Source organism: Nonomuraea sp. NPDC005692 (assembly GCF_040631115.1).
Classification (GTDB): domain Bacteria; phylum Actinomycetota; class Actinomycetes; order Streptosporangiales; family Streptosporangiaceae; genus Nonomuraea.
Genome location: NZ_JBEXYU010000035.1, coordinates 42,012 through 68,801, shown reverse-complemented (window position 1 = coordinate 68,801; position 26,790 = coordinate 42,012). Strand labels below are relative to the sequence as shown.

Sequence of the window (26,790 nt, the reverse complement as noted above, 5' to 3'; positions counted from 1 at the left end):
CGGCATGACGCGCAAATGGGCCTGTCTGGCCATCGCCTGCCTGGCGACGCTGCTGCTCTCGGTCGATCTCACCGTGCTGCACCTGGCGCTCCCCCGGCTGGTCGCCGACCTCGGTGCGAGCTCGACGCAACTGCTCTGGATCGGCGACATCTACGGCTTCGCCCTGGCCGGCCTCCTCGTCACCATGGGCAACCTCGGCGACCGTGTGGGCCGCAAGCGGCTGCTGCTGATCGGCGTGGCCGGGTTCGGCGCGGCCTCGGTGGTGACCGCCTACGCCCCGAACCCCGAGCTGCTGATCGCCGCCAGGACGCTGCTGGGCGTGGCGGGCGCGATGATCATGCCGTCCACGCTCTCGATCGTCAGGAACGTCTTCGCCGACCCGCGCGAGCGGACCGCGGCCATCGGGCTCTGGAGCGGGATGAGCGCGGCCGGGTTCGCGCTGGGGCCGGTCGTCGGAGGTGTGCTGCTGGACCACTTCTGGTGGGGGTCGGTGTTCCTGCTCAACGTGCCGATCATGGCGCTGGTGCTGGTCTGCGGCTTCCTGCTGCTGCCGGAGTCGCGCAACCCCGCCGCCGGACGGATCGACGGGCTCAGCGTGGCGCTGTCGTTCGCCGGTGTCGTGACGGCCGTCTACGCGGTCAAGGAGGCCGCCCACCAGGGCCTGGCGCACGCCGACGTGCTGGGGGCGGCCGTGGCGGGCGCGGTGTGCCTGGTGCTGTTCGTCCGGCGGCAGAAGACGCTGACCACGCCGCTGATCGATGTACGGCTGTTCCGGCGGCGGGCGTTCAGCGCGTCCGTGGGCACGAACCTGCTGGCGATCTTCGCGTTGTCGGCCATGAGCCTGCTGTTCGCCTGGTACCTGCAGCTCGTCCTGGGCTGGTCACCGCTGCAGGCTGGGCTGGCGCAGATCCCCGGCGGCCTGAGCGGCGCGGTGGGCGGGGTGCTCGCGGCCCGGCTGATCGGCCGGCTCGGCAGGAACGGCGTGGTCGCGCTCGGCCTGGCACTGAACGCCGGCGCGTTCGTCCGGTACGGCCTGCTCGGCACCGAGGTGGACTATCTCACCCTGCTGCCCGTGATGATGATCGGCGGGCTGGGAATCGGGCTCACGTTCACCGTGAACAACGACAACATCCTGGCCACGGCCCCCAAGGAGCGGGCGGGGGCGGCGGCCGCGGTGTCGGAGACGGCGTTCGAGCTGGGCGGGGCGCTGGGCATCGCGGTCCTGGGCACCGTGCTCAACAGCGTCTACCGCGCGAACCTGCTGGTGCCCGCCGGGGTGCCCGGCGAGGCGGCGCGGGAGTCGATCGCCGGGGCCACCGCCACGGCCGCGGCCCTGCCCCCGCAGGCGGCCGGGGAGCTGATGCGCGCGGCGCGCACGGCGTTCGTGGCAGGGATGCAGGTGACGACGCTGGTCACGGCGGTGTTGCTGGCCGTGGTCGCGGTGCTCGCGCTGGCCGGGCTGCGCGGTGTGCCGAAGGTCATCCAGGAAGAGTCGCCGGTCCCTCACTGAGCGCGGGGACGTCCGCCGCAGTGCCGCCGGGAAGCGGGCGCAGGCTGCCCACCCTGGCCAGCACGAGCAGCGCGGCCACCCCGGTGGCCACCGGCGCGACCACGAACGCCAGGGAGGCGCCGAAGTGGTCCACGAGCTGCCCGGCGACCGACGACCCGGCCGCGATGCCGAGGGCGATGCCGCCGTTCAGCCAGGTGAACGCCTCGGTCCGGACCTCCGCCGCGACCAGGCCCTCGACCAGGGTGTAGCCGGTGATCACCACGGGGGCGATCACCAGGCCGGCCAGGGCGGCGGCGACGTACATGTGGGGGACGGCTCCGGCGAGCGTGAACGCGCTGGTCGCGACCGCGAGCAGGGCCAGCCCGGCGACCAGCCGGACGCGGGCGGACGACCGCCAGCGGACCGCGCCGTACAGCAGGCCGCCGAGCATGCTGGCGCCGGAGAAGACGCCGTAGACGGGCCCGGCGGCGGCGGGCGCGTGCAGGGCGGTGGTGAGCGAGGTGACGCCGACCTGGAGGCTGCCGAAGACCGACCCCATGGCCAGGAACGCGGCGGCCAGCAGCGCCACGCCACGCCGCCGCAGCACGCCCTTGGAGGCGGCGATCCTGACCGGCACCGGCTCGGGCGCGGCCGTCCGGACGGCGGCGAAGACCACCGTGCCCACCAGGATCAGCACGAGCCCGCCGAGCAGCGCGACCACCGGCGAGTACGCCGTGGACAGCCCCACCAGCAGCACCGGGGCGAGCGTGAACGTCAGCTCGTCGGTGATCGACTCGACCGCGAACGCCGTGTTCAGCCTGCCGGTGCCGCCGAGCCGGTGCGCCCAGCGGGCCCGGACCATCGAGCCGACCTGCGGTCCGGACCCGCCGACGAGGGCGGCCACGGCGACCAGCAGCGCGAGGTGGGCGTGCGCGGCGGCCAGGGCCAGCAGGCCGCCCATGGCCACGGCGTGCAGGGCCACCTGCGGAAGCAGTACGCGGGCCTGACCGTACCGGTCGGCCAGGCGGCCCGTCTGGGGACCGATGAGGGCCTGGAATACGGCGGAGGCGGCGGCGGTGATCCCGGCCGCGCCGTAGGAGCCGGTGGACCACTGGACCAGCAGCAGGATGCCCATCTGGGTCATCGCGAACGGCACGCGGGCCAGCAGCGCGGGCACGAGGAACCGCCAGGCGCCGGGGGTGGCCAGCACGTCGAGATAGGACTTCAAGGGTCTCCGTCCAGATCATGACGGAGTCCTCCCCCGGGGGAGCACACCGTCGGAGGTGGGCTTCGACCGGGGTAGATACCGGCGGGTGCCGGCCGCCGAGCGGTCAATCAGTTCATTTCAGTCAAACGCGACGAGAGCCGATCTTATTGCAGGAAACGGGTGACTTAATTCATTTATCGTTGACTTCAACGATGTTGAGATTTACCGTCGGAGGTCTGGAGGCAGTGACATGGATGCGATCCTGAAATTTCCTGACATCGACGGCTCGATGCTCGCGCTGGTGGGCGGCAAGGCGGCCAACCTCGGCGTCCTCACCAGGGCGGGGCTGCCCGTCCCGCGGGGTTTCTGCGTCACGACGGAGGCGTACCGCGCGATCACCGCCGGCCTCGGCGACGTGACGGACGCGGCCGTCGCCCGCAAGCACATCCTCGACGCGACGATCCCCGCCGGCCTCGCGCGGGCCGTGACGGAAGCCCTGGCCGAGACCCTGCCCGGCGACCCGGTGGCGGTGCGCTCGTCGGCCACCGCCGAGGACCTCCCGTACGCGAGCTTCGCCGGCCAGCAGGACACCTACCTCAACGTGACCGGGCCGGAGGCGGTGCTCGACGCGGTACGCCGCTGCTGGGCCTCGCTCTGGACCGACCGCGCGGTCGCCTACCGCGAGTCCAACGGCATCGACCACCGGGCGGTCAGCCTGGCCGTGGTCGTCCAGCGCATGGTGGATGCCCGTACGGCCGGCGTGCTGTTCACCGCCGACCCCGTCACCGGACGCCGCCGGCGGGCGGTCGTCGACGCCGCCCCCGGCCTCGGCGAGTCGGTGGTGTCGGGCGCGGTCAATCCCGACCATTTCCTCGTCGACCCGGACACCGGGCGCGTCCTGGAGCGGCGGATCGGCGACAAACGCCTGGCCGTGCGCCCCCTGCCGGACGGCGGCGTCGTCCACGAGGCGGCCGGCGCCTCCGCCGAGCCGTGCCTGACCGACGGCGAGCTGCGCGAGCTGGCCGCGCTCGGCACGCGGGTCGAGGAGCTCTACGGCGTGCCGCAGGACCTCGAATGGGCCTTTGACCAGGCGGGCACGCTCTGGCTGACCCAGGCCAGGCCCATCACCACGCTGTTCCCGCTGCCCGCCGGGCACCGGGGCGAGGGGTTGCGCGCCTACTTCTGCTTCAGCGTCGCCCAGGGCGTCCTGCGGCCGTTCACGCCGATGGGGATGGCGGCGGCGCGGGCCGTGTCCGCCGGGGTGTCCGGCCTGTTCGGCTTCCCGGTGGCCGCGCCGCTGGCCGGCGCGCCGGCCTTCGCCGAGGCGGGCGGGCGGCTGTTCATCGACGTCACGGGCGTGCTGCGGAGCAGGGTGGGCCGGGCGATCGTGCCGCGCGTGTTCGACGTCATGGAGGCCAGGTCGGCGCGGTTGCTGCGCGGCCTGTTCGACGACCCGCGCCTCGGCGTCACCCGGCACTCGGTCTGGCCGTTCGTCCGCCGGCTGGCCGCGATCATGGTGCGCCATCGCCTGCCGGTCACGTTCGTCCGGGCGCTGGCCGATCCGGCGGGCGCGGAGCGGCGGGCGCGCCGGCAGGCCGACGCCCACCTCGCCAGGCTCGCCCCGCCGCCCGGCGCGAGCCTGACGGAACGCGTGGACCACGTGGCCAGGACGCTGATCGGCCAGGTCGTGCCGATCGCGCCGCGGGTCTTCCCGGTGGCCGCCGCCGCGCTGCCCATGCTGCTGCTGGCCGCGCGGCTGCTGAAGGGCAGGGTCGCCCCGGGCGAGCTGCAGACCGTCCTGCGCGGCGCGCCCAGGAACGTGACCACCGAGATGGACCTGGCGTTGTGGGCGCTGGCCCGGCGGCTGCGCGAGGACCCGGACGTGGCCGCCCGTTTCCTGACCGAGCCGCCCGAGCTCCTGGCCCGCGAGCCCCTGCCCGCCCCCGTACGCGCCTTCCTCGACGAGTACGGCCACCGCGCGGTCGCCGAGATCGACCTCGGCCTGCCCCGCTGGTCGGAGGATCCCACGCACGTCATCGGCATGCTCGCCAACTACCTGCGCCTGGAGGATCCGGCCCTGGCCCCCGACGTGCTGTTCGCGAAGGGCGCGGCCGAGGCCGAGGCGATGGTCGAGGAGCTGGCCGGGCGGGTGGGCGGCCTGCGCGGCCGGGTGGTGCGCTTCGCGCTCGGCCGGGCCAGGGAGCTGGTCGGGGTGCGCGAGCTGCCGAAGTTCCTCATCGTGCGGATCTTCGCGGCGCTGCGCGCCCAGCTGCTCGACGTGGGCCGCGAGCTGGCCGGCCGGGGGCTGCTCGACGCGCCCGGCGACGTGTTCTTCCTGACCCTGGCGGAGGCCAAGTCCGGCCGGGACCTGCGCGCGCGGGTCGCCGTCCGGCGCGAGCGCCACGAGCGGGAGCTGCGCCGCCGGCACGTGCCGCGGCTGTTGTTGTCGGACGGCACCGAGCCCGAGGCCGTCGCCTCCGGGCAGCCCGAGGGCGCGCTGACCGGCTCGCCCGCCTCGCCCGGCCAGGTGACCGGCGTGGCCAGGGTGGTGCTCGATCCCGTGGGCGCGCGACTGGAGCCCGGCGAGATCCTGGTCTGCCCGTCCACCGACCCCGGCTGGACGCCGCTGTTCCTGACCGCGGGCGGGCTGGTCATGGAGATGGGCGGGTCCAACTCGCACGGCGCGGTGGTGGCCCGCGAGTACGGCATCCCGGCCGTCGTCGGCGTCCCGCACGCCGTCGAACGCCTCCGTACGGGCCAGACCGTCACCGTGGACGGCACCGCGGGCACGGTCGTCTGAGACCGGACCCTCTGGTGCGGCCGGGACGGTCACCGTCAGGCGCCCGGGTTCCGCGGGCAGGCCCGGATCATCGTCGGTGACAGCTCGTCGAGGCGGGTGCCGATCATCCTGGCCACCCCCTCGATCGTCTCGATGCCCGCCCCCTCCCCCGGCTGCTCGTCGGTCTGCACCGCCAGCAGCAGGTCGCGCCCCGGCCCGACGACGCGGCCGTAGCTGGTCACCGCCCAGGTGTTGTGGATGAACGGGCGCGGCGTCCAGCCGTTCTTCAACGCCACCCGGTCCACCGGGCGGGCGGCCGCGCTGACACCCCACGACTGGTCCTTGACCACGCGTCCCATCAGGCCGAGCACGAGGTCGCGGTCGCGGTCGGACAGGCCCTCGCCGCCCTTCACCAGCACCTGGAGCAGGCGGATGCGGTCGGCGGGGCTGGTGTTGGTGCCGCCCCAGAAGACGCCGGGCCCGGGGACGGTCTCGGTCAGGCCCATCCGCCGGTAGAACTCGCCCATCGCGCCGCCGACCCGGCCCCACAACGCGTCGGCGGCGCCGTTGTCGCTCTCGGTGATCATGCGCTCGGCCAGGTCGCGTTCCTCCTCGCCCAGGGCGCCGCGGCCGAGCACGAGCGCCGTCAGGATGTCCACCTTGACGCCGCTGGCGGTGATCATGTCGTGCTGGTGCTCGCCGCGGCCCAGGGTGATGCCGCTGTCGAGCTCCAGCATGCTGTAGGCGACCCGTCCCGGGCGTCTGGACAGGTACTGCTCGATGTCGTGCGCGAGCCGGTCGCGGGCCGCCCTTCCAGCCCTCTTATCCTGAAATTTCAGGACGCATCGGCCGACCTTCACCGGCGCCTTCCGCACGCCCGGCACCTCGGGCAGCCGTCCGGCCGCACACCCGGTCGCGAGCCCCCAGACCACTGCGACGGCCAGCCATCTCCACCACACTCGCAAAACCCCCGTGATCGTCACGTCTCGGGGGTTTTGATCACCTTCTGCCCAGTGGCGGCAATGGTCACACCCTGCCTGTCAAGGCAGGAGCACCACCTTTCCGACAGTTCGCCGTCCGGCCAGGTCGGCCACGGCCCGGCCCGCCTCCGCCAGCGGGTACTCGCCGCCCACCAGCGGCCTCAGCCGGCCGGCCGCGGTCAGCGCGAGCAGCTCGCCCAGCGGGGGCCCGACCATCTCCCGCCGCCCCCGCAACGGACGCAGCCAGAACCCGAGGACGGCGAGGTTGCCCGCGGTGAGCCGCCCGACCTCGACCGGCCTGGCCTGCTCGCCCGACGACGATCCGTAGCTCACCAGCCGCCCGAAGGGGGCGAGCACGGTCAGCGCCGCGTCGAAGACCCCGCCGCCCACGGCGTCGAGCACGACGTCCACCGGCCGGTCGCCGTTGGCCTCGATGACGCGCTCGGCGTACCCGTCGGCCGCGCCGTCCACGGCGGCGTCCGCGCCGAGGTCGAGGGCGAGCGAGCGTTTGTCCTCGCTGGAGGCGGTGGCGATCACGCGTCCGGCGCCGAACACCTTGGCGAGCTGCACGGCCAGGCTGCCGACGCCGCCCGCGCCGGAGTGGACGACCACGCTCTCGCCCTCCCTGAGCCGCGCCGACGAGCGCAGCAGGTGCCAGGCGGTGAGCCCCTGGACGAGCAGCGCCAGCGCCTCGCCGGCCCGCAGCGAGCCGGGCACGACCACGACGTCGCCCTCGTCCAGGACGGCCCTGGAGGCGTAGCCGTTGGCGGTGAAGCCCATCACCCGCCGCCCCCGAGGGTCGAGCCCGACGACCTCGCTGCCGGGGATGTGCGGCAGGCGGTCGGGAGCGGAGTAGTGGCCGGAGATCTGCCGCACGTCGGCGAAGTTCAGCCCCGCGGCCTCGACGTCGACCAGCACCTGGCCCGGCCCCACCACCGGGTCGGGCACCTCGGCCTCTTCGAGCACCTCCGGGCCGCCGAAGCGGGTGAACTGGATGGCACGCATGAATCCCCCCCATTCCGTGCGATACCACCCAGCGTAAACGTCAGGCTCCGGAGCCGCCCGGCCGGAGGTGCTCGGCGAGGAAGTCCGCCGTGGCCTCCACGGCCTGCGACACGTACGGCTCGCGGTCGTAGAGGTCGATGTGCTGCTTGGCGTCCACCCAGACGAGCCTCTTGGGCTGGTCGAGCCGCTTGAACGCCTCCTCGGCACCCTCCGGCGGGCAGAACCTGTCGATCACGCCGTGCACGATCAGGGCGGGCTTCGGCGACAGGAAGTCGGCGCCCATCATGTTGTCCATGGTGATCAGCTCGCGCAGCCCGGCCCGGGTCACCGCGTTCCGCCAGGAAGCGGAGGCGCCGCGCTCGGTGCCGTAGTAGGCGAACGGCTCGTCGCCCGGCATCGCGGCCTCGCCCTCCTCGGCCACGGCGGGCACGTACTCGACCGGGCTGCCCCGGTCCTGCCGCTCCAGGACGCCGGCGAACCCGGCCAGCGCGGCCTGGTAGTCCATGCCCGACCGCATCGTGTACGGGTTGTTGTAGGCCCCGGCGATGCCCGCGAACGCCCGTACGCGCGGGTCGAAGGCGGCGAACCTCAGCGCGTACCCCGCGCCCAGGCAGATGCCGACCGCGCCGATCAGGTCGCCGTCCACCTCGGGGCGCGACCGCAGCAGCGACACCGCCGCCCGCAGGTCGGCCAGCTTGCCCTGCGGATCCTCCTGCCCGCGCGGCTCGCCGCCCGACTCGCCCCAGTTGCGGTGGTCGAAGGACAGCGTCACGTAGCCGCGCCGGGCCAGCCGTTCGGCGTAAAGGCCCGTGACCTGGTCGCGCACCCCGGTGAACGGCCCGGTGAGCACCAGCCCCGGCCAGGGACCGGTGCCCTCGGGCGTCCGCAGGTCACCGGTCAGGGGCACGCCGTCGGCGGCGAACTCGACTTTCATGGTGACAAGTGTGCGCCAGGCCCGCGACCGGCGGGCCCGGCGCCCCCACGGAACACCGGATCAGGAGTCGAACCCGAGGCCCATCTTGTCGAGCGTGCGCAGCCACAGGTTGCGCTTGCCCTGATGCTGGTCGGCCTGGGCGATCGACCACCGGGTGAACTGGATCACCCCCGACCGGACCGGCTCGGGCGGGAACGGGACCGGCTTCTCCTTGACCATCCGCAGCTCGGTCCGCTCGGTGGCCTCCCCCGACAGCAGGTCGAGCATCACGTTCGCGCCGAACCTGGTGGCCCCGACGCCCATGCCGGTGTAGCCCACGGCGTAGGCCAGCCGGCCGCCGTGCGCCGTGCCGTAGAAGGCGCTGAAGCGGCTGCAGGTGTCGATCACGCCGCCCCAGCGGTGCGTGAAGCGCACCTGGGACAGCTGCGGGAACGTGGTGGCGAAGTGCTCGGCGAGCTTGACGAACGTCTCGTCGCGCTGCTCGTACTCCGGCTTGACCAGGCCGCCGTTGTAGTAGACCGCGTCGTAGCCGCCCCACAGGATGCGGTTGTCGTCGGTGAGCCGGTAGTAGTGGAACTGGTTGCCCGAGTCGCCGACGCCCTGCCGGTTGTGCCAGCCCACCTCGGCGAGCTGGGCCGCGGTCAGCGGCTCGGTCATCAGGGCGTAGTCGTACACCGGGACGACGAAGTGCTTGAGCCTGCGCAGCAGGGGCGGGAAGACCCCCGTGCCCAGCGCCACCCGGCGGCCCGTCACCGACCCGTACGGGGTCCGCAGGGTGATCGTCGTGCCGTCGTCGCGCAGCGAACGCACCGGGCTGCGCTCGAAGACCCGTACGCCGAGCCGCAGGCACGCCTCGCGCAATCCCCAGGCCAGCCGCGCCGGGTCCAGCATGGCGCAGCCGCTGCGTTCCCACAGGCCGCCCAGGTAGGTCGGCGAGTTGACCTCGGCCCGCACCTGCCGCTCGTCCATCGGCACGTAGTCGAGGCCGAGCTCGGAGATCAGGTCCAGGTGTTCGCCCAGCGAGTCGAGCTGCCACGGCTCGGTGGCCACGTGCAGCTCGCCGGTGCGCTCGAAGGAGCAGTCGATGCCGTGCCGCTCCAGCGTGCGCTCGATCTCGTCGAGGTTGTCGACACCCATGCGTTCGAGCCGGCCGATGTCCTCCGGCCACCGTTCCAGGCCGTTGGCCAGGCCATGGGTGAGGGTCGCCATGCAGAACCCGCCGTTGCGGCCGGTCGCCGCCCAGCCGATCCTGCGCCCTTCGAGCAGGACCACGTCCAGTGAAGGGTCACGTTCCTTGGCCATCAGGGCCGTCCAGAGCCCCGAGAAGCCTCCGCCGACGACGACCAGGTCGGCGTCGGTGTTTCCGATGAGCCGCGCGCGCGGCTCGGGTCTGGCCGGGCTGTCCAGCCAGTACGGCTTGCGCTCCGCGTCAGCCAGCGCCTTCAGCGGATCCACAAATCCCACTTCCCTACGAAAGTCTTAGATGTTCTTTGATGATTGCGGGATCCAAAAGCATGATGTGATCACGCGCGGGTTCCCCCCGCCGAAATCCGATCTCGCCTCCCTGTTCTTGGTCGGAATACACCAATCCCCCCGCCGGATCGCGGGGGGAAAGCCTGTTGGAGCAGATCCTAGGCGCGGCGTCTGGCGGCCACCGCGTTCGCCACGGCGATCAGCACACCGATCCCGAAGATGAGCGTACCCATCACGTTGACCTGCGGTGGAATGCCGGTCTTCACCGCGCCCACGATCCACAGCGGGAAGGTGACGGTCGAGCCGTTGACGAAGCTCGTCACCACGTAGTCGTCGATCGACAGCGCGAAGGAGAGCATCGCGCCCGCGAGCACGCCCGGCATGATCGAGGGCAGCGTCACCTGCCGGAACGTGCCCCAGGCGGTCGCGCCGAGGTCCTTGGCCGCCTCCTCCAGCGACGGGTCGAGCGTGATGACCCGCGCCCTGACCGTCACCACGACGAAGGAGAGCGAGAACAGCACGTGCGCGACGATGATCGTGTTGCCGTCGCGCGGCACGTTGCCCGAGACGAACAGCGACAGCAGCGAGGCCCCCATCACCAGCTCCGGCGTGGAGATGGCGGCGAAGACCAGGAAGTTCGTGGCGCCGAGGCCCCGGAAGCGGTGGCGGCCGACGGCCAGGCCCAGCATCGTCCCGATGACGACCGTGATCACGGTGCTGGCCAGGGCGATCACGATGGAGTTGCGCAGCGCCGTGGTCAGGTCGGAGATCTCGAAGAGCTCGCCGTACCACTTGAGGGTGAAGCCCTGCCAGCTCGTGTTCGACTTGCTCTTCTTGTCGTTGAAGCCGAACAGGATCATGACGGCGATCGGCGACGACAGCCACAGGATGATCAGCCAGGTGTAGACGTGCAGCAGGCGGTCGCCGAACCTGCCCCGCGTGCCCCTGCTCATTGCCCGCTCGCCGCTCATCGCGCCGCCGCCTCAAGGACGTTCTCGGTGCCGAGCGCGCGGGCGTAGACGAAGATGCCCACCAGCAGGATCGCCATCAGCGTGAACGACAGCGCCGAGGCGGTCGGGTAGTCGAGGTTGGTCAGGTACTCGGTCTGGATGATGTTGCCGATCATGGTGTTGGCCGTGCCGCCGAGGATCTGCGCGTTGACCGGGTCGGCCGTCGCGGGCACGAACGTCATCAGCACCCCGGCGAAGACGCCGGGCAGCGACAGCGGCAGCACCACCCGGCGGAAGGCCCCGGCGCGGGTGGCGTACAAATCCTGGGCCGCCTCCACCACCCGCGGGTCCACCCGCTCCAGGGCCACGTAGATCGGCAGGATCATGAACGGCAGGAAGTTGTACGTGAGCCCGCCCACCACGGCCACGGTCGTGGCCAGCACGTGGAAGCTCTCCGGCAGCACCCCCCAGCCCTTCAGCGTCCCGAACAGGATGCCGTTGTCGGCCAGCAGGAAGTTCCACGAGATCGTCCGCAGCACGAACGACACGAAGAACGGCAGCAGCAGCAGGAACAGGTACACCGACTTGCGGCTGCCGCCCTTGAAGGCGATCCAGTACGCCACCGGGTACCCGATCACCAGCATGGCCACCGTGGCCAGGCCGCCGTACAGGAGCGAGCGCAGCAGCTGGTCGCTGTACCTGCCGAGCGCGTCGGCGTAGTTGGAGAAGCTGAACGTCATCGCGTAGCCGTCGATGGCGTTGCCCGTCTGGAGCGAGACCGACGCCATCGCCACCATGGGCACGACCAGGAAGATCGCCAGCCACAGCCAGCTCGGCAGGGCGAGCAGGTAGGGGGTGAGCCGTTTCATGGCTATGCCTGGGTGATCGACTGGAAGATGGAGTTGAACACCTGCTCCTGCTGGGTGGTCAGCTTGGTGTAGGTGCGCAGCTTGGCGTAGTCGGCCTCCGAGGGGAACATGAGCGGGCTGTCCACCATGTCCTCCAGGGCCTTCTTGTCCTCGCCCTTGGCCGTCTTGGCCTTCTCCCGCAGGAGGTCCTGGACGGCCGGGACCGGGGTGACGAACTGGATGAACTCGTCGAGCTCGGCGGCCACCGCGGGCTGGTACAGGTAGTCCATGAGGGTGAGCGCGTCCACGGGGTTGGCCGCGCCCTTGGGGATGAGCATGTTGTCGGTCCAGATCGTGCCACCCTCCGCCGGCACCACGAACTTGACCGGCTCGCCGGCGAGCTGCCGCTGGAAGATGTCGCCCGACCAGGCCATGGTCAGCCAGACGTCGCCCTTGGAGACGGCGTCGATGTAGCTCTGGTCGTAATATTTCCGGACGATTCCCGCGTCGCGCTGCTGCTTGAGCTTCTCCCCGGCCTTCTTCCAGTCGGCCTCGGTCGACTTCTCCGGATCGACGCCCAGCGCGAACATCCCAAAGTTGCCGATCTCCTGCGCGTCGGCCATCATCCCGACCCGCCCCTTGTACTTGGGGTCGAACAGGGCCTCGATGCTGGTGATGTCGTCCTTGACGTACTTGGTGTTGTACGCGATGCCGGTCACGCCCGAGGAGTAGGGCATCGTGTACTGGTTGCCCGGGTCGTAGGCGCGTTCCTTGTACTTGTCGCCGGCGTTGGCCAGGAAGTTCGGCATCCGGCTGTGGTCGAGCGGCACGATGTAGCCGAGCTCGACCATGTGCTGGAGCTGCACGCCGTTGGTCATCACGATGATGTCGTAGCCGAGCGACTGGCCGGCGCGGAGCACGGGGTCGGCCTTGCCGAAGAACTCCGCGTTCTCCTGGATGACCTCCTTGTACTCCACGGAGATCCCGGTGGTCTGGGTGAACTTCTTCAGCGGGGCCTGGTCCTCGGGCATGTACTCGGGCCAGTTGGCGAAGACGAGCTTGCCGTGCTTGCTCTGCTTGGACCAGTAGTCCTGGACGGCGTCGGCCTTCGGAGGGGCGGCCTTCTGGCCCTGGACGCCACAGGCGGCGAGCGCGAGGCCGGCGGCGGACAGGCCGGTGACACGGAAGAAGTCGCGGCGGGTGCGGGGCTGGGTCATGCCCCTCAGGAGGGCGGGGGTGATCTGGCGGGGGTTCATGGGGTGCTATCAACTTCCAATCACGTAAGAGTGCTGCGCCTCCCACGACAGCCACACGGAGTCGCCCCGCTCCGCGGTCGCCGTCGCGTCATGCGCGTTCTGCTCGAACACGGTCATCTCGGCCCCGTCGGCGAGCTGCACCGCGTAGCTGTTGGAGGTGCCCAGGTAGACCATCTCCGTGACGGTCCCGGGGACGGCGCTCAGCCCGGCTCCCGGCTCGTCCGCGCAGATCGTGATCTTCTCGGGGCGGACGGTCACCGTCACGTCGCCCTCGTGGCCCGGCACCAGCACCCGGCCGCCGCCGATCCCCAGCACCCCGCCGGTCACCGTCCCGGTGATCAGGTTGGAGGTGCCGATGAACCCCGCCACGAACGCGGTGGCCGGCCGTTCGTAGATCTCCCGCGGGCTCGCGAGCTGCTCGACCAGCCCGTCGTTCATCACGGCGATCCTGTCGCTCATGGTCAGCGCCTCGTTCTGGTCGTGCGTCACGTACACGAACGTGATGCCGACCTCGCGCTGGATGCGCTTGAGCTCGATCTGCATGGCCTGGCGCAGCTTGAGGTCGAGCGCGCCCAGGGGCTCGTCGAGCAGGAGCGCCCGCGGCCGGTTGACCAGCGCGCGGGCCAGCGCCACGCGCTGCTGCTGACCGCCGGACATCTCGCGCGGTCGGCGCTTCTCCCGGCCGGTCAGGTCGACGATCTCCAGCATCTCGCCGACCCGCCGCCGGATCTCCTCCTGCGGCGTCTTGCGCTGCTTCAGGCCGAACGCCACGTTGTCCCACACGCTCATGTGCGGGAACAGGGCGTAGGACTGGAAGACCATGTTGACGTCGCGCTTGTTCGGCGGGACGTCGGTGACGTCCTTGCCGTGCAGCCTCACGAGCCCTTTGGTGGGCTCCTCGAAGCCGGCGATCATCCTCATGGTCGTGGTCTTGCCGCATCCGGACGGGCCGAGGAGGGAGAAGAACTCCCCCTCGGCGATGTCCAGCGACACACCCTTGACCGCCTGGACGACCTCGCCGTGCGAGAGGTACTCCTTGACGACGTCCTCAAGCTGAATCGCGGATAGCTCGGTCATGTCCAGGGCTCGTCCTTATTCGCCGATGTAGTGCATGACGTGCTTGACCCTGGTGTAGTCGTGCAGACCGAACACCGACAGGTCCTTGCCGTACCCGGAGTGCTTGAAGCCGCCGTGCGGCATCTCCGAGACGAACGGGATGTGCGTGTTGACCCAGACCACGCCGAAGTCGAGGCGGTTCGACATGCGCATGGCGCGGCCGTGGTCGGAGGTCCACACCGAGCTGGACAGGCCGTACCTGACGTCGTTGGCCTTGGCCAGCGCGTCGGCCTCGTCGGTGAACGTCTGGACGGTGATGACGGGGCCGAAGACCTCGTTCTGCACCATCTCGTCGTCCTGCCGCAGGCCGTCGACGACGGTCGGGGCGAAGAACCAGCCCTTGTCACCGACGCGGTTGCCGCCGGTGAGCACCTTGGCGTGGCCGGGGACCCGGTCCATGAAGCCCTGGACCCTGGTGAGCTGGTTCTCGTTGTTGAGCGGACCGTAGAGCGCTTCCTCGTTGTCCAGGCCGCCGGTCACGGTCGCGGCGGCGGCCTCGGTCAGCGCGGCCACGAACTCGTCGTGCACGCTCTCCTGGACGAGCACGCGGCAGGCCGCGGTGCAGTCCTGGCCGGCGTTGTAGAGACCGGCGGTGGCGATGTCGGCGGCGGCCTTGGCGAGGTCCTTGACGTCCTCGAAGACCACGACCGGCGCCTTGCCGCCGAGCTCCAGGTGCACCCGCTTGAGGTCGTCGGCGGCGCTCTTGGCGACCGCCATGCCCGCGCCGACGGACCCGGTGATCGCCACCATGGCGGCGGTCGGGTGGCCCACGACCAGCGCGCCGGTCTCGCGGTCGCCGGTGACGACGTTGAAGACGCCGGGCGGCAGCACCGAGCCGACGATCTCGGCCAGCTTGAGCGTGGAGGCCGGGGTGGTGTCCGACGGCTTGAGGACGATCGTGTTCCCGGCGGCCAGCGCCGGGGCGATCTTCCACACGGCCATCATCATCGGGTAGTTCCAGGGGGTGACCTGGCCGACGACGCCGATGGGCTCGTGCCTGATGACGCTGGTGTGCTCGGCGAGGAACTCCCCGGCCGTGGGGCCCTCCAGGGTGCGCGCGGCGCCGGCGAAGAAGCGGAAGTGGTCGGCCGCGACCGGCGTCTCGTCCTCGGCCATGCGGGCGCGCGGCTTGCCGGTGTTGAGGCACTCGGCCTCGTTGATCTCGTCGGCCCGGGCGTCGATCGCGTCGGCGACCTTGAGCAGCAGGTTCGCCCGCTCACCGGGGGTGGTCCGACCCCACGACTCGAACGCGGCGGCCGCCGCGGCGTAGGCCGCGTCGACGTCCTCGACACCGGAGACCGGGGCCTGAAGGTAGGCCTCTCCCGTGCAAGGGTCGATGATGTCGGAGAACCGGCCGCTCTGGGCGTCCACGAACTCACCGTTGATGAAGTTCTGCAGACGGGTGGTCAATGCACGACCTCCTCGTTGAGGTGGCTGAGATGCCGCGACTCTTACAGAGCAGATGCATCTGGACAAGGGATTTCGTGGTGAAGATATCAAATTGCTACGAATTCGCTTGACACACCGCCAAGAACTGACAACATGTCGCACCAGGACGGCAATCGAGCGGGAACGCCCCCGTAACGCCGGACCGCTAGGAGGATTCCTCTGACATGACGACGCCGCCCCGCGTACGACGAAACAACGCCAGTTCCGGGCCCGTCGTGCTCGACGATCTCTCCAAGCAGATCATCGAGCAGCTCCAGTCAGACGGGCGCATGCCCTACGCGGCGATCGGCAAGGCCGTCGGGCTCTCCGAGGCCGCGGTCCGTCAGCGCGTCCAGCGTTTGCAGGACGCCGGGGTGATGCAGATCGTCGCGGTCACCGACCCCCTCACGCTCGGCTTCCCCCGCCAGGCGATGATCGGGGTCAACTGCGAGGGCGACCTGGAGTCGGTGGCCGACGAGCTGTCGGCCATCGAGGAGATCGACTACGTGGTGCTCACGGCGGGCTCCTTCGATGTGATCGTCGAGGTGGTCTGCGAGGGCGACGGGCACCTGCTGGAGATCCTCAGCAAGATCCGCGCCATCCCCGCCGTACGGGCCACCGAGTCGTTCGTGTACCTGAAGCTGCGCAAGCAGTCGTACTCCTGGGGCACGCGCTAACCGATCCGCGCCACGGCCCGCACGGGCGCGCCGTCGGCGCCGTCGAGCCGCAGCGGCATCATCCAGACCTCGATCGGCCGCCTCCGGGCCTGGGCGTCGAGCAGCCGGTCGAGGCCGGTCAGGTTCTCGGCGATCACGGCGTGCGCCCCGCACAGGACGCGGTGGGCCGGGAAGTCGTCGGCCGGCGTGGGGTCGACGCTCAGCGCGTCGATGCCGACCGTGCGCACGCCCCGCTCGACCAGCAGCGTGGCGGCGTCCTCGGTGAGGAAGGGGTGGCCCCGGTAGGACTCGCCGCCCCAGTGGGCCGACCAGCCGGTCGCGACCAGCACGATGGGCGCGTCCCCGCCGGATGGCCAGGCCAGGCCGTCGAGGAGCCCGGCCCCGATCGGGGACCGGGGCGCGAGCCCCCGGGCGTCGGCCACCACGGCGGGCCCGGCGAAGCGGGACAGCGGCAGCTCGCCGAGCGCCGGCAGCGCGTCGTCGATGTGGAAGGGGGCGTCGACGTGGGTGCCCGACTGCGAGCCGAGGTGCAGGCCCAGCACGTTGACGCCGTCGCGGGCGACGGTGAGCGCGGGGGCGACCGAGACCTCGGGATCGCCCGGGTAGACGGGCATCCCCGTCTCGACGGGCACCGACAGGTCGACGAGTTCCATCACGCCATCGATTCTGCCGCGTCCACGATGGGCAGGACCGGCGTGTCGGCCGAGCGCACCAGGCGCGGGCCCCGCGGGCCGTACACCTCGCGCGGTTCGGGGAAGAGCGCGAGCAGCGTCAGGTAGAGCACGGCCGCGACCGCGAGGCCCAGCGGCAGCGAGACGTCCACGCCGCCGGCCAGGTCGCCCAGCGGCCCGACGAACTGGCCGGGCAGGTTGACGAACATCAGCGCCACGGCGGCCGCGAGCAGCCACGCCGTGAGGCCGCGCCAGTTCCAGCCGTGGGTGAACCAGTACCGCCCGCCGCGCTGCCGCCGGTTGAAGACCTGCAAAGCGTCGGGGTCGTACCAGCCCCTGCGGGTCACGTAGCCGAGCATCATGATCACCATCCAGGGCGCGGTGCAGGTGATGATCAGCGTGGCGAACGTGGAGATGCTGGCCGTCAGGTTCGCCGCGAAGCGCCCGACGAAGATGAACACGATCGACAGAGTGCCGATGAACACGGTCGCCTGCACCCGGGAGAAGCGCGGGAACACGCTGGAGAAGTCAAGCCCGGTCCCGTACAGGGAGGTGGTGCCGGTGGACATGCCGCCGATCAGCGCGATCAGGCAGACCGGGACGAAGTACCAGGCCGGCGAGATCGCCAGCAGCCCGCCCACGTAGTTGGGCGCGGCCGGGTCGACGTACTCGGCGGCCTTGGCGGCGATGATCGAGGCGGTGGCCAGCCCGAAGAAGAACGGCAGGACGGTGGCGAGCTGCGACAGGAAGGCCGCCGCCATCACGCGGGAGCGCGGGGTCGAGGCCGGGATGTAGCGGGACCAGTCGCCCAGGAAGGCGCCGAAGGACACCGGGTTCGACAACACGATCAGCGCCGCGCCGATGAACGACGGCCAGAACAGCGGGTCGCCGGCCGCCAGCGTCCCGGGATAGGACGGGTCGAAGTCCCCGGCGAAGGCGAACAGCCCGAGCACGAACAGCAGCGACGCCGCCGCGACCGCGATCTTGTTGACGAACAGCATGAAGCGGAAGCCGTACACGCAGACCACGAGGACGAGCAGGGCGAAGACGGCGTAGGCCACCCCGTAGGACAGGTCGGTGTCGGGCAGGCCGACGAGCCGGTGCGCACCGCCCACCAGCGCGTCGCCCGACGACCACACCGAGATCGAGAAGAACGCGATGGCGGTCAGCAGCGACAGGAACGAGCCGACGACCCGGCCGTGCACGCCCAGGTGGGCCGAGGAGGAGACGGCGTTGTTGGTGCCGTTGAGCGGCCCGAACAGCGACAGCGGCGCCAGGATCAGCGCCCCGACCACCAGGCCGAGCACGGTGGCCGCGAGCCCCTGCCAGAACGACAGGCCGAACAGGATGGGGAAGGCGCCGAGCACGCAGGTGGCGAACGTGTTCGCGCCCCCGAAGGCGACCCGGAACAGGTCGAACGGCCCGGCGGTGCGGTCGGCGTCGGGGATGCGTTCGACGCCGTAGGTCTCGATCTCGGTGATGCTCATGTCTTCTCCTGCATCGCCAGCAGGCTGACGAGGTCGTAGGCCACGTGGGAGGCGGCGACCGAGGTGATCTCGGCGTGGTCGTAGGCGGGGGCCACCTCGACCACGTCGGCCCCGATCAGGCGGCAGCCGGCCAGACCGCGGAGGATCTCCAGCAGCTCCCGGCTGGTGAGCCCGCCGGCCTCCGGCGTGCCGGTGCCGGGGGCGTGGGCGGGGTCGAGCACGTCGATGTCGACGGAGACGTAGAGCGGGCGGTCGCCGACGCGCTGCCGCAGCACGTCGATGACCTCGTCCAGGCCGCGGCGGAGCACGTCGGCGGCGGTCAGGATGCCGAACCCGAGCCGCCGGTCGTCCTCCAGGTCCTTCTTGCCGTACAGCGGGCCGCGGATGCCGACGTGGCTCAGCGCCTCGGTGTCGAGAAGGCCCTCCTCGACCGCCCGGCGGAAGGGGGTGCCGTGGGTGTACTCGGCGCCGAAGTAGGTGTCCCAGGTGTCGAGGTGCGCGTCGAAGTGCAGCAGCGCCACGGGGCCGTGCTTCCTGGCCGCCGAGCGCAGCAGCGGCAGCGCGATCGTGTGGTCGCCGCCGATGGTGACCAGCCGGGCGTCCAGCTCGTCGGCCGCGGCCTCGATGGTCTCGACGGCCTCGCCGATGTCGAACGGGTTCGCCGCGATGTCACCGGCGTCGGCGACCTGGACGCGCTCGAACGGCGAGACGTCCAGCCCCGGGTGGTAGGGCCGCAGCAACCGGCTGGCCTCCCGTACGGCGGCGGGGCCGAACCGGGCGCCCGGACGGTAGGACACGCCCGCGTCGAAGGGCACGCCAACGACGGCCACGTCCGCCCGCTCGACCTGGTCGAGCCGGGGCAGCCGGGCGAAGGTGGCGGGCCCGGCGAAACGCGGGACCCGAGAGGAGTCGACGGGACCGATGTGCATGCTCGTCAGTGTTCGTCACGCTTCTGACCTGCGGCAATTGTTACTCCCACAAAGTAATACGGTGTGTGTTGTGGCTGACCACAAGCTGACGGTCGAAGACCTTCTCCGCTCCCCCGCTCTCCAGCTCCGCGTGCTCGCCGGCGAGGCCGGGCTGTCCCGCTCGGTCTCGTGGGCGCACGTCAGCGAGCTGGCCGACCCGACGCCCTGGCTGCTCGGCGCCGAGGTCATCATGACGACCGGTCTCGGCCTGCCGCGCTCGGCCGCCCGGCAGCGCGCCTACCTCGAACGCCTCGACGACGCGGGGGTCTCGGCGCTCGCCCTGTCGGCCCAGCTGCACGTGCCGCCGCTGCACCAGGCGTTCTTCGAGGCCGCCGAGGAGCGCGGCATGCCGGTGCTGGAGGTGCCGCTCGCGGTGCCGTTCATCGCCGTCTCGCAGGAGGTGGCGGCGGCGCTGCAGGAGGACGCCAGCCACCGGCTGGGCGCCCAGCTCCAGGTGTTCGGCGCGCTGCGCTGGCTGGCCGCCGAAGACCTCGACACCGTCACCCTGTTCAAGCGCCTGGAACGCCTGTCCGGCTACGACGTCTACCTGTGCACCCCGCAGGGCCGGCCGTTGTTGCCCGGCGTGCCGGTGCCCGCGCTCGACGTCCTGCCCGCCGAGCCCGACGCGCCGCCCACGATCCCGGGCGGCTTCGCACTGCCGGTGCCGGCGCCCGGCGGCCCAGCCGGGTTCCTGGTGGCCTTCGAGCGGGAGGGCGCGCGGCCCGCCGGGCTGGCCGTGGTCCAGCACATCGCCACCGTGGCCGCCCTCCAGGTCGCCATGGTCAGGCACGAGCGCGAGACCCTGCGCAGAGAGGGCGCCGAGACGCTGGCCGAGCTGCTCCAGGACGTGCTCGACCCGCCCGCGGCCCGGCGCCGGCTGGCCAGGATGGGCCTGCCCCTGGAGACCGGGTCGGTGCTGCTCGTCGTGCGGCACGCGCCCGACGACGCGCTGCGCAGGGCGGTGGGCGAGCTGCCGCACCTGCTGCTGCGGCGCGGCGACGACCACTACCTGCTGGGGCCGCCCGAGCTGGGGCCCGCGGTGGCCGCCGTGCCCGGGGTGAGCGCGGGCGTGAGCCGGCCGTTCCCGCCGGGCGAGTCGTTGCGGGTGGCCCAGCGCGAGGCCGTGTGGGCGGCCGCGCACGCCGCCGAGTCGGGCAAGGCGCTGGTCCACTACGGCGACGACACGACCGGCCGCTGGCTGCCCGACGACCCCTCGACGCTGTCGGCCCTGGTCGACCACGTGCTGGGCGAGGTGCTGGCCTACGACGAGGCCCACGACTCGCGGCTGCTGCTGTCGGTGCGCACGTGGATGGAGCGCAACCGCCACGTCGAGGACGCGGCGGCGGCGCTGCACGTCCACCCCAACACGCTGGCCTACCGGCTGCGCCGGTTCGCCGCGCTGAGCGGGCGCGACCTGTCGTCCAGCGCGGCGTTCGCGGAGGTCTGGCTGGCCGTGCGCGCGGCCCGCCAGCTCGGCCTGTGCTGAGACTCCGGGTCAGCGCAGCTGGACGGTGGCGATCTCCCACGGTCTCAGCGGCAGCCTGAGCGTGCCGTCCTCGGTCTCCAGCGGCTCGCCGGGGCTGCCGGTCAGGCCGGCCCGCCTGGCCCGGGTGAAGGCCCCCCGCACCACGGCCTCGGTGCCGGACGAGGTGAGCGCCACCAGGCGCAGCTCGTGCCAGTCGTCGCGGCGGCGCAGCGAGCTCATCGTCACGCCCTGGCCGGACACCGACAACCCCTGCGCCGCCGGCGGCGGGCTCAGCTCGCGATCGCCGCTGCCCGGCACGACCAGCAGGTCGTGCCGGAACGTCTCCGCCTGCGGCGGCACGTCCCGCCAGTCCATGTACGGCATCAGCGCCAGCGACACGGTGTGCGGCCCGCGTGACTGCGCGGCGGGGGTCGGCAGCTGCGGACCGGCGGGCTCGGGGCGCAGCGCGTTGTGGTTGCGCGACAGGTAGCCGACCGAGCGCAGCAGCGTGAGCGCCAGCTCGTACCCGTCGTCCAGCAGCTCGTACTCGGTGACGTGCTCCAGCAGCGCGGCGACGCCGCCGGCGGCCACCCAGCCGGAGGCGGGGAAGGTGGGCAGCGGGGTCTCGCCGCAGCCGCCCTCGGCCTCCAGCTCCCGCCGCACGATCGCGAACTGCCCCTCGGCCAGCGAATGGTCGGCCCGCCTCGGCAGCGGCACGTGCAGCCGCACCCGGTGGTCGGCGCACCGGTTGTCGAACGACACCCGCAGCCGGACGAACGGCTCGCCCGCCCGCAGCTCGACCCGCATGGTGACCACGACGTCCTCGGTCGCGCCGGTACGCGCGGGCGGCGGCCGCTCCGGCGTGTTGGGGACGGGCTCGCCCGCCGCCGGCCACAGGTAGACCCGGGTGATCTCCACGGCGGCGACGAGCGGGCCGCCTTCGACGATCTCCGTGTCGATCGAGATCGGCTCGGACACGACCAGGTCGTCGGCGGGGGGCGCGTGGTTGTAGGTGTCGCCGGAGTCGCCGCCGTCCTCGATGCGGCCCACGCCGGTGATCGTCCGGCCGTCCTCGCCGAACAGGCCGAGGGTGCCGTCGGGCTCGATCTCGACCCGCAACAGCCCGTTGTCCATCACCGTGGAGCTGACCTTGATGGGCAGGACGCCGGTGTCGGAGGAGAGCCAGCAGTCCTGGTGGTGGCCGTTGTTGCGGACCTCCGCCAGCGGAGCGGGGTGCGTGGGCTCGGGCGGGCCGGGGCGCAGGCTCGTGTGGCCGAGCGCGGGCACCTCGACGAAGGCGGCGACCGTGGACCGGGGCTCGGCCTCGACCCGGACCCAGGTCACGCCGTCGAGCGCGCGGCGCAGCTCGGCCTGGTCGAACGGCCCGCGCGGTTCCCTGCCCACGGTGATGAGGAGGATGTCGTCGAACACCTTCCAGCCGATGACGTGCTGGCCGTACAGCTCGGTGCCGTGCACGAAGCCCAGCACGGTGAGGGGGTCGATCCGCTCGTCCAGCAGCAGCACCGGCCCGCACTCCAGGGGCTGGGTGGGCACCGGCGCGCCGGAGGGGCCCACCAGCGGCCCGCTGCCGCCGGCCACGTCGGCGATCACCACGCCGCTGCGCACGGCGGGCGTCGGGTTGACGACGAGCACGCCGTCGGCCGGCACCGCCGCCGCCAGCCGCGCGGTCACCATGTCGCGGACGGCCTGCCCGAGCTGCTCGGCCTCGGCGATGCGGGCGGCGACCTGCTGGGCGGTCTCGTCCACGCCGCAGCCGGTGACCGAGTCGTGGCCACTGGCCTCCACCAGCCGCCGCCAGGCCATGTCGAGGAAGCGGCCGGGCCACGGGCCGCCCCAGAGCGTGGCCAGGGGCTCGGCGTAGCGCTCGACCATGCGCTCGGCCCGGCCCATGGCCTGCTTGACGGCGGCGCGGACGGAGATGACGCCGGGCAGGATGTTGGCGCGGGCGTGCGAGCGCAGCTCGCCGACGACCTGGGGCAGCCCCGCGGTGTCACCCGAGAATTTCTCGATATATCCAGACAAGGTGTCCATGCGGGCGCCGACGGCCGCCACCATTTCCGGCAACCCGCGCACGGGGGCCGAGTGGTCGGTGCCGTACATGGCCAGCAGCTCGCCCTCGGGGCCGTGCCAGGCGCGCATGGTGGCGACGAACTCCGCCGCCCGCTCCTCCAGCCCCTTGGCGTCGGAGAACAGGTGGGCGCCGTTGCCGTAGCCGCCCTCGGGCAGGTACTGGGTGCGGATCGCCGTGCCGTCGGGGGCCACCCAGGCGAAGGCGTCGGTCGTCACCGACGACGGCACCCCGCGGTAGACGCAGGCGTGCTCGAGACCGGCCAGCCGTAGGATCTGCGGCATCTGGGCGGTGTGACCGAACATGTCCGGCAGGTAGCCCACCCGCATCGCGCCGCCGAGCCCGTCCGCACCGGCCAGCCCGAGTTCGAGGTTGCGCACGATGTTCTCGCCCGAGCAGAGGAACTCGTCGAGCAGGATCTGCCACGGCCCCACCGCCAGCCGCCCGGACTCGACGAGCGCCGCGACGCGGTGCCGGTTCTCCGGGCGTACCTCCAGGTAGTCGTCCACGCAGGCGAGCTGGCCGTCGAGGGTGAAGTGGTAGGCGGGCTCGCGTTCCATGGTGTCGAGCACCTCGTCGAGGAGGTCCACCAGCCGCAGCCTGAAGCGCTGGAAGGGCTCGTACCACTCCCTGTCCCAATGCGTGTGCGGTACGACCACTATGTCCATGCCGCCGCCTCCCCTCCGATGGGCAGCCGATGCTGGACGGCGTAGCGGGCGGCGATCCGCTGAGCCGTCACGATGTCCTCCAGTGCGCCGGCCGCGTCGGTGAGCGGCGGGCTGCCATCGTTCACATAAGCATGGAAGGCCGTCAGTTGTACCTCGAACGCCTCGGTCACCTGGCGGTGTTCGGCGCGGGTCTCGGCCCCGGAGACCACGGTGAGGGTGGTGGGCGCGTTCATCAGGTAGGGCGTGGGGAAGACCAGCTCCAGCGTGCCTTCGTCGTGGTGGATCGCGACGGTCTCGCGGTAGGCGGGGTAGCCGTCCAGGTAGTGCCAGCGGATGTGGAACCGGCCCGCCACGGGCAGCGGCCCGGAGATCTCCACGGACCCGGGCGCCGGCCCCCAGCTGTCCACGTGCGCGATCTCCCGCGGCGATCCGGTGAAGCGCCTGAGCAGCGACAGATCGTGGCAGATCGAGCCCAGGGAGACCGCGTAGACGTTGCGCAGCGACTCCGGGGCGGCCTGGCCCAGTGCTCGGGAGACGAGCGTGTCCTCGGCCTCGCGCAACGAGCCGAGCACGCCGGGATCGACGTCGCCGGCCCGCGCCAGGTTCGCGAACGCGAGCTGCGACTCCCCGCTGGGATGCAGCACGGTCACCTCGACCGACCGGACGGCCGCCGGGCCGCCCAGCTCCTCCAGCAGCGCGACGGCCCGGCGCACGGCCGGGTCGTACTGCTTCATGTAGCCGACCATCAGCCGCCCCTCGGGCAGCGCCGCAACCTCCGCCCTGGTCAGCGCGAGCGGCTTCTCGCACAGCACGGCGTACCCGGCGGCCAGCGCCCGGCGCACGGTCTCGCCGTGGGAGCCGGAGGCCAGCACCACCACGGCCTCGAAACCGCCGTCGGCCAGCATCTTGGCCAGGGAGGTGTAGCGCCGGGACGTGCCCAGCCGGTCGCCGACGACGTCGGCCAGCGTGCGCGACAGGTCGCAGACGGCGCTCACCTCGAACAGGTCCCGCCGTCTGGACAGCAGCGGCACGTAGACCGCCTGGGTGACGGCCCCGCACCCGACCAGCGCGATCCTCACAGGCCCAGCTCCCTCAGCCGCTCGCGGTTGGCGGCCTGGTCGGCGATGTTCCGCGCGACCGGGCGACGGCCCGGCATCGTGTCCTGCTCGACCACGATCCAGCCCTCGTAGCCGATGGCGTCGAGCGCCGCCACGACCGCGGGCAGGTCGAGCTCGCCGTCGCCCAGGCGGGTGAAGCCGCCCCTGGCCATCAGCTCGCGCAGGTCGGCGCCGTCGTCCAGGGCGGCGGCCAGGATCTTGGTGTCGCCGTCCTTGACGTGCACGTGCCCGACGCGGCCGGCCCACGCGCGCAGCGCCGCGACCGGGTCCCCGCCGGCCAGCAGCAGGTGGCCGGTGTCCAGGCAGAGCTGGACGTCGGTCAGCTCCAGGAGGCGCTCGACGTCGTCGGGGGTCTCGACGTAGGTGCCGAGGTGGTGGTGGAAGGCGGGTTCCAGGCCGCGTTCGCGGCAGCGGTCGGCGGCGTCCTGGACGCGGGCGGCGTATCCGGGCCAGTCGGCGGCGGGCAGCCCCGGGGCGCTCCCGCCGGGCCTGGCGAACCTCTCGGGCGAGCCCGAGCAGGCCAGCGTGGGCCGGGGCGCGAAGAGGGCGGGCGCCTCGGGCGCGGCGGCGAACACGTCGAGCGCGGCCTCCAGCGCGGGCAGCCCCCGCCGGTAGGCCTCGGCGTCGCCGTATCGCAGGTCGACCCAGCCGCCGGCGAGCAGCAGGCCGTGCGCCGACAGCCGGGCGGCCAGGCCGGGGCCGGTGCCGAGATAGCCGATGGGCCCGGAGTCGATGCCCGCGTAACCGGCCTCGGCCAGCGCGCGGACCATCTCGTCCGGGCCCAGGGGCGGCGGCGCGTCGCTGAGCTCGAACACGCCGAAGCTCACCGGCGCGTTCGCGACTCTCCTCACTCGCATAGGGCGATCACCTCGTTCTCGTAGGTCTCCAGGCGGTGGCGTCCCTCGACGGCGGGGAGCAGCGCCCGCTCGCCGCGTACGACCTGGCGGGCGCCGCCGGGGCGGACCAGCACCAGGCCGTCGGCGTCGAGCGCGAGCAGCTCGTCGCCCAGCCGGAGCAGCAGCGGCGCGTCCGGTCCCGCCGAGACCGCGGTGCGCCCGGCGCGTACGCCGTCGAGCACCGCGCCCGGCTCCTCGGCCAGCACCCACGTGGTCGGCGCGCCCGGGAGCCCGTCGCTGCCGTGCCGGTGGAAGTCGCTGCCGCCGATCGCCACCACGTCGTCGCGCCAGGCGTCGGCCCAGGCCAGCGGCGCGCCCCAGCGGCGGTCCCACCACCCGGAGCTCCACACCTCGGCCACCCTCGGGCGTTCGTCGACCGGCAGCAGCCAGGCGCAGTCGCCGCCCAGCGGGTGGTTGATCGAGATCAGGCCGCCCGCACGCCCCGCGTGCTCGGTCCAGGAGCCCGCGGGCCGCCGGAAGTCCACCCAGCCGACCTCGCCGAACACGTTGGCGTGGCCGCGGTCGGTGGTGACCTCCTGGCCGGGGATGAGCGTGACGCCGCGGTCGGTCGCGCGCAGCCAGGGGTGGTGGCTGACGGTGTTGTGGTCGGTGACCGCCAGGAAGTCCAGGCCCCGGCCGCGGGCCAGCTCGGCCAGCTCGGCGACGGTGAGCGCGCCGTCGCTGTGGACGGTGTGCGCGTGGAAGTCCCCGGCGAACCAGCGCAGCCCGCCGACGTCGGGCACGTCCCTGCGCGGCGGCCGTTCGCCGGGCGGCGGGTCGGCGGCGACCGGCTCCGGCGGGGCCGTGCGCCCGGCCGTGATCTCCAGGGTGAAGTCGAGGCCCTGCGGCGGCACGCGGTGCAGCCCGAGCCACACGTGCCAGGTGCCGGGCTCGGGGACGCCGGGCAGGTAGCCGGGGGTGGCCCAGTCTCGGGCGATCGTGAACTCCGTGCGCGCCCCTCCCGACCAGCCGCGGAAGCCGCCTGGCGAGCCGCAGCCGAGATCGAGCACGCCCTGCGACCGGTCATGGTCGAGCCGCACGGTGACGGACTCCGACCCGGCGGGCACCTCGAAGGGGACCTCGCGCAACGACCGCTCCAGCCGGTCGTCGAGGCTCCAGTGGCCCTTCACGCCGGTCCGCCCTTGCCTGAGGCGGGGCGGAAGGAGAGCTTGGTGGTGTGCTGTTCGTGATGGACGCCGTTGGGGACGAACATGAGCGAACCTCCTCACCGCCCGACACTACAGAAGTGAGGTGACGGGGGCCCGTCCTGAAGGATCATCAACAAC

Annotated in this window: 21 protein-coding genes; 4 read left to right on the top strand and 17 right to left on the bottom strand. The window is 72.2% G+C overall.

All coding sequences use genetic code 11. From position 1 onward, the window contains the following. The first annotated feature begins 4 nt into the window (after positions 1–4). The gene (locus tag ABZ459_RS43875; RefSeq protein ID WP_357984283.1) at positions 5–1,510 is read left to right on the top strand and encodes an MFS transporter; all 1,506 of its coding nucleotides are present in this window, start codon (positions 5–7) and stop codon (positions 1,508–1,510) included. Here the strand turns inward: ABZ459_RS43875 and ABZ459_RS43870 are convergent. Next, on the bottom strand, positions 1,479–2,717 hold the full coding sequence (locus tag ABZ459_RS43870) for an MFS transporter (RefSeq protein ID WP_357984280.1): 1,239 nt from the start codon (positions 2,715–2,717) through the stop codon (positions 1,479–1,481). The two genes, ABZ459_RS43875 and ABZ459_RS43870, sit on opposite strands and share 32 nt — an antisense overlap. A gap of 229 nt (positions 2,718–2,946) precedes the next feature. Here ABZ459_RS43870 and ABZ459_RS43865 point away from each other — a divergent pair, with 229 nt between their 5' ends. Further along, positions 2,947–5,496, top strand: a complete 2,550-nt coding sequence (locus ABZ459_RS43865; RefSeq protein WP_357984277.1) for a PEP/pyruvate-binding domain-containing protein — start codon at positions 2,947–2,949, stop codon at positions 5,494–5,496. 35 nt (positions 5,497–5,531) lie between these two features. Here ABZ459_RS43865 and ABZ459_RS43860 read toward each other — a convergent pair whose 3' ends face one another. The 9 genes from ABZ459_RS43860 to ABZ459_RS43820 form a co-directional block, all read right to left on the bottom strand. After that, positions 5,532–6,434 carry a serine hydrolase gene (locus ABZ459_RS43860; RefSeq protein WP_357984274.1) on the bottom strand — a complete coding sequence of 301 codons (903 nt, stop codon included), beginning with the start codon at positions 6,432–6,434 and terminating at the stop codon, positions 5,532–5,534. An 81-nt stretch (positions 6,435–6,515) separates the two neighbouring features. Continuing rightward, positions 6,516–7,460 (bottom strand): zinc-binding dehydrogenase, encoded by a 945-nt coding sequence (locus ABZ459_RS43855; protein WP_357984271.1) that lies wholly within the window; start codon positions 7,458–7,460, stop codon positions 6,516–6,518. A gap of 40 nt (positions 7,461–7,500) precedes the next feature. Then, entirely contained in the window at positions 7,501–8,394 is an 894-nt protein-coding gene (locus ABZ459_RS43850) for an alpha/beta hydrolase (RefSeq protein WP_357984268.1), read from the bottom strand. 60 nt (positions 8,395–8,454) lie between these two features. Further along, positions 8,455–9,849 carry an FAD-dependent oxidoreductase gene (locus tag ABZ459_RS43845; RefSeq protein WP_357984265.1) on the bottom strand — a complete coding sequence of 465 codons (1,395 nt, stop codon included), beginning with the start codon at positions 9,847–9,849 and terminating at the stop codon, positions 8,455–8,457. A gap of 176 nt (positions 9,850–10,025) precedes the next feature. After that, positions 10,026–10,820, bottom strand: a complete 795-nt coding sequence (locus ABZ459_RS43840; RefSeq protein ID WP_357984262.1) for an ABC transporter permease — start codon at positions 10,818–10,820, stop codon at positions 10,026–10,028. A gap of 14 nt (positions 10,821–10,834) precedes the next feature. Then, on the bottom strand, positions 10,835–11,686 hold the full coding sequence (locus tag ABZ459_RS43835) for an ABC transporter permease (RefSeq protein WP_357984259.1): 852 nt from the start codon (positions 11,684–11,686) through the stop codon (positions 10,835–10,837). Positions 11,687–11,688: 2 nt separating this feature from the next. Then, positions 11,689–12,882 carry a spermidine/putrescine ABC transporter substrate-binding protein gene (locus ABZ459_RS43830; protein ID WP_357984256.1) on the bottom strand — a complete coding sequence of 398 codons (1,194 nt, stop codon included), beginning with the start codon at positions 12,880–12,882 and terminating at the stop codon, positions 11,689–11,691. A 48-nt stretch (positions 12,883–12,930) separates the two neighbouring features. Beyond that, positions 12,931–13,998 (bottom strand): ABC transporter ATP-binding protein, encoded by a 1,068-nt coding sequence (locus ABZ459_RS43825; protein WP_357984253.1) that lies wholly within the window; start codon positions 13,996–13,998, stop codon positions 12,931–12,933. A gap of 15 nt (positions 13,999–14,013) precedes the next feature. Further along, positions 14,014–15,447 carry a gamma-aminobutyraldehyde dehydrogenase gene (locus ABZ459_RS43820; RefSeq protein WP_357984251.1) on the bottom strand — a complete coding sequence of 478 codons (1,434 nt, stop codon included), beginning with the start codon at positions 15,445–15,447 and terminating at the stop codon, positions 14,014–14,016. Between the two features lie 203 nt (positions 15,448–15,650). Between ABZ459_RS43820 and ABZ459_RS43815 the strand changes: the two genes are divergently transcribed. Continuing rightward, entirely contained in the window at positions 15,651–16,142 is a 492-nt protein-coding gene (locus ABZ459_RS43815) for an Lrp/AsnC family transcriptional regulator (protein ID WP_352322709.1), read from the top strand. On the opposite strand, the gene ABZ459_RS43810 is transcribed toward ABZ459_RS43815, so the two are convergent. Genes ABZ459_RS43810 through speB form a run of 3 tightly spaced genes read right to left on the bottom strand, consistent with a single transcriptional unit; the run spans position 16,139 to position 19,229 of the window. Beyond that, positions 16,139–16,795 (bottom strand): cyclase family protein, encoded by a 657-nt coding sequence (locus ABZ459_RS43810; protein ID WP_357984377.1) that lies wholly within the window; start codon positions 16,793–16,795, stop codon positions 16,139–16,141. The genes ABZ459_RS43815 and ABZ459_RS43810 overlap by 4 nt on opposite strands. Beyond that, a complete protein-coding gene (locus ABZ459_RS43805; RefSeq protein ID WP_357984248.1) occupies positions 16,795–18,300 on the bottom strand; it encodes a cytosine permease in 1,506 nt (501 codons plus the stop codon). The genes ABZ459_RS43810 and ABZ459_RS43805 overlap by 1 nt, the downstream gene beginning before the upstream one ends. Then, positions 18,297–19,229, bottom strand: coding sequence for an agmatinase (gene speB, locus ABZ459_RS43800; RefSeq protein ID WP_352322711.1), 933 nt, complete (start codon positions 19,227–19,229; stop codon positions 18,297–18,299). Before speB ends, ABZ459_RS43805 begins: the two co-directional genes overlap by 4 nt. 70 nt (positions 19,230–19,299) lie before the next feature. On the opposite strand from speB, the gene ABZ459_RS43795 reads away from it, so the two are divergent. Continuing rightward, entirely contained in the window at positions 19,300–20,754 is a 1,455-nt protein-coding gene (locus ABZ459_RS43795; protein WP_357984245.1) for a PucR family transcriptional regulator, read from the top strand. Positions 20,755–20,763: 9 nt separating this feature from the next. On the opposite strand, the gene ABZ459_RS43790 is transcribed toward ABZ459_RS43795, so the two are convergent. The 4 genes from ABZ459_RS43790 to ABZ459_RS43775 are packed head-to-tail and all read right to left on the bottom strand — an operon-like array spanning position 20,764 to position 26,634. Next, on the bottom strand, positions 20,764–23,490 hold the full coding sequence (locus tag ABZ459_RS43790) for an alpha-mannosidase (RefSeq protein WP_357984243.1): 2,727 nt from the start codon (positions 23,488–23,490) through the stop codon (positions 20,764–20,766). After that, positions 23,481–24,569, bottom strand: coding sequence for a Gfo/Idh/MocA family oxidoreductase (locus ABZ459_RS43785; RefSeq protein ID WP_357984241.1), 1,089 nt, complete (start codon positions 24,567–24,569; stop codon positions 23,481–23,483). Before ABZ459_RS43785 ends, ABZ459_RS43790 begins: the two co-directional genes overlap by 10 nt. After that, positions 24,566–25,465 carry a TIM barrel protein gene (locus ABZ459_RS43780; protein ID WP_357984238.1) on the bottom strand — a complete coding sequence of 300 codons (900 nt, stop codon included), beginning with the start codon at positions 25,463–25,465 and terminating at the stop codon, positions 24,566–24,568. The genes ABZ459_RS43785 and ABZ459_RS43780 overlap by 4 nt, the downstream gene beginning before the upstream one ends. Then, positions 25,456–26,634 (bottom strand): CehA/McbA family metallohydrolase, encoded by a 1,179-nt coding sequence (locus tag ABZ459_RS43775; protein WP_357984236.1) that lies wholly within the window; start codon positions 26,632–26,634, stop codon positions 25,456–25,458. The genes ABZ459_RS43780 and ABZ459_RS43775 overlap by 10 nt, the downstream gene beginning before the upstream one ends. Between the last annotated feature and the right edge of the window lie 156 nt (positions 26,635–26,790).

Excerpts from the sequence above, each read along its gene's own strand:
- ABZ459_RS43815 (WP_352322709.1), top strand. The coding sequence starts at position 15,651 with ATGACGACGCCGCCCCGCGTACGACGAAACAACGCCAGTTCCGGGCCC.
- ABZ459_RS43780 (WP_357984238.1), bottom strand. The coding sequence starts at position 25,465 with ATGCGAGTGAGGAGAGTCGCGAACGCGCCGGTGAGCTTCGGCGTGTTC.
- speB (WP_352322711.1), bottom strand. The coding sequence starts at position 19,229 with ATGCACATCGGTCCCGTCGACTCCTCTCGGGTCCCGCGTTTCGCCGGG.
- ABZ459_RS43835 (WP_357984259.1), bottom strand. The coding sequence starts at position 11,686 with ATGAAACGGCTCACCCCCTACCTGCTCGCCCTGCCGAGCTGGCTGTGG.
- ABZ459_RS43810 (WP_357984377.1), bottom strand. The coding sequence starts at position 16,795 with ATGGAACTCGTCGACCTGTCGGTGCCCGTCGAGACGGGGATGCCCGTC.
- ABZ459_RS43875 (WP_357984283.1), top strand. The coding sequence starts at position 5 with ATGACGCGCAAATGGGCCTGTCTGGCCATCGCCTGCCTGGCGACGCTG.
- ABZ459_RS43855 (WP_357984271.1), bottom strand. The coding sequence starts at position 7,460 with ATGCGTGCCATCCAGTTCACCCGCTTCGGCGGCCCGGAGGTGCTCGAA.
- ABZ459_RS43825 (WP_357984253.1), bottom strand. The coding sequence starts at position 13,998 with ATGACCGAGCTATCCGCGATTCAGCTTGAGGACGTCGTCAAGGAGTAC.
- ABZ459_RS43865 (WP_357984277.1), top strand. The coding sequence starts at position 2,947 with ATGGATGCGATCCTGAAATTTCCTGACATCGACGGCTCGATGCTCGCG.
- ABZ459_RS43830 (WP_357984256.1), bottom strand. The coding sequence starts at position 12,882 with ATGACCCAGCCCCGCACCCGCCGCGACTTCTTCCGTGTCACCGGCCTG.
- ABZ459_RS43805 (WP_357984248.1), bottom strand. The coding sequence starts at position 18,300 with ATGAGCATCACCGAGATCGAGACCTACGGCGTCGAACGCATCCCCGAC.
- ABZ459_RS43790 (WP_357984243.1), bottom strand. The coding sequence starts at position 23,490 with ATGGACATAGTGGTCGTACCGCACACGCATTGGGACAGGGAGTGGTAC.
- ABZ459_RS43850 (WP_357984268.1), bottom strand. The coding sequence starts at position 8,394 with ATGAAAGTCGAGTTCGCCGCCGACGGCGTGCCCCTGACCGGTGACCTG.
- ABZ459_RS43840 (WP_357984262.1), bottom strand. The coding sequence starts at position 10,820 with ATGAGCAGGGGCACGCGGGGCAGGTTCGGCGACCGCCTGCTGCACGTC.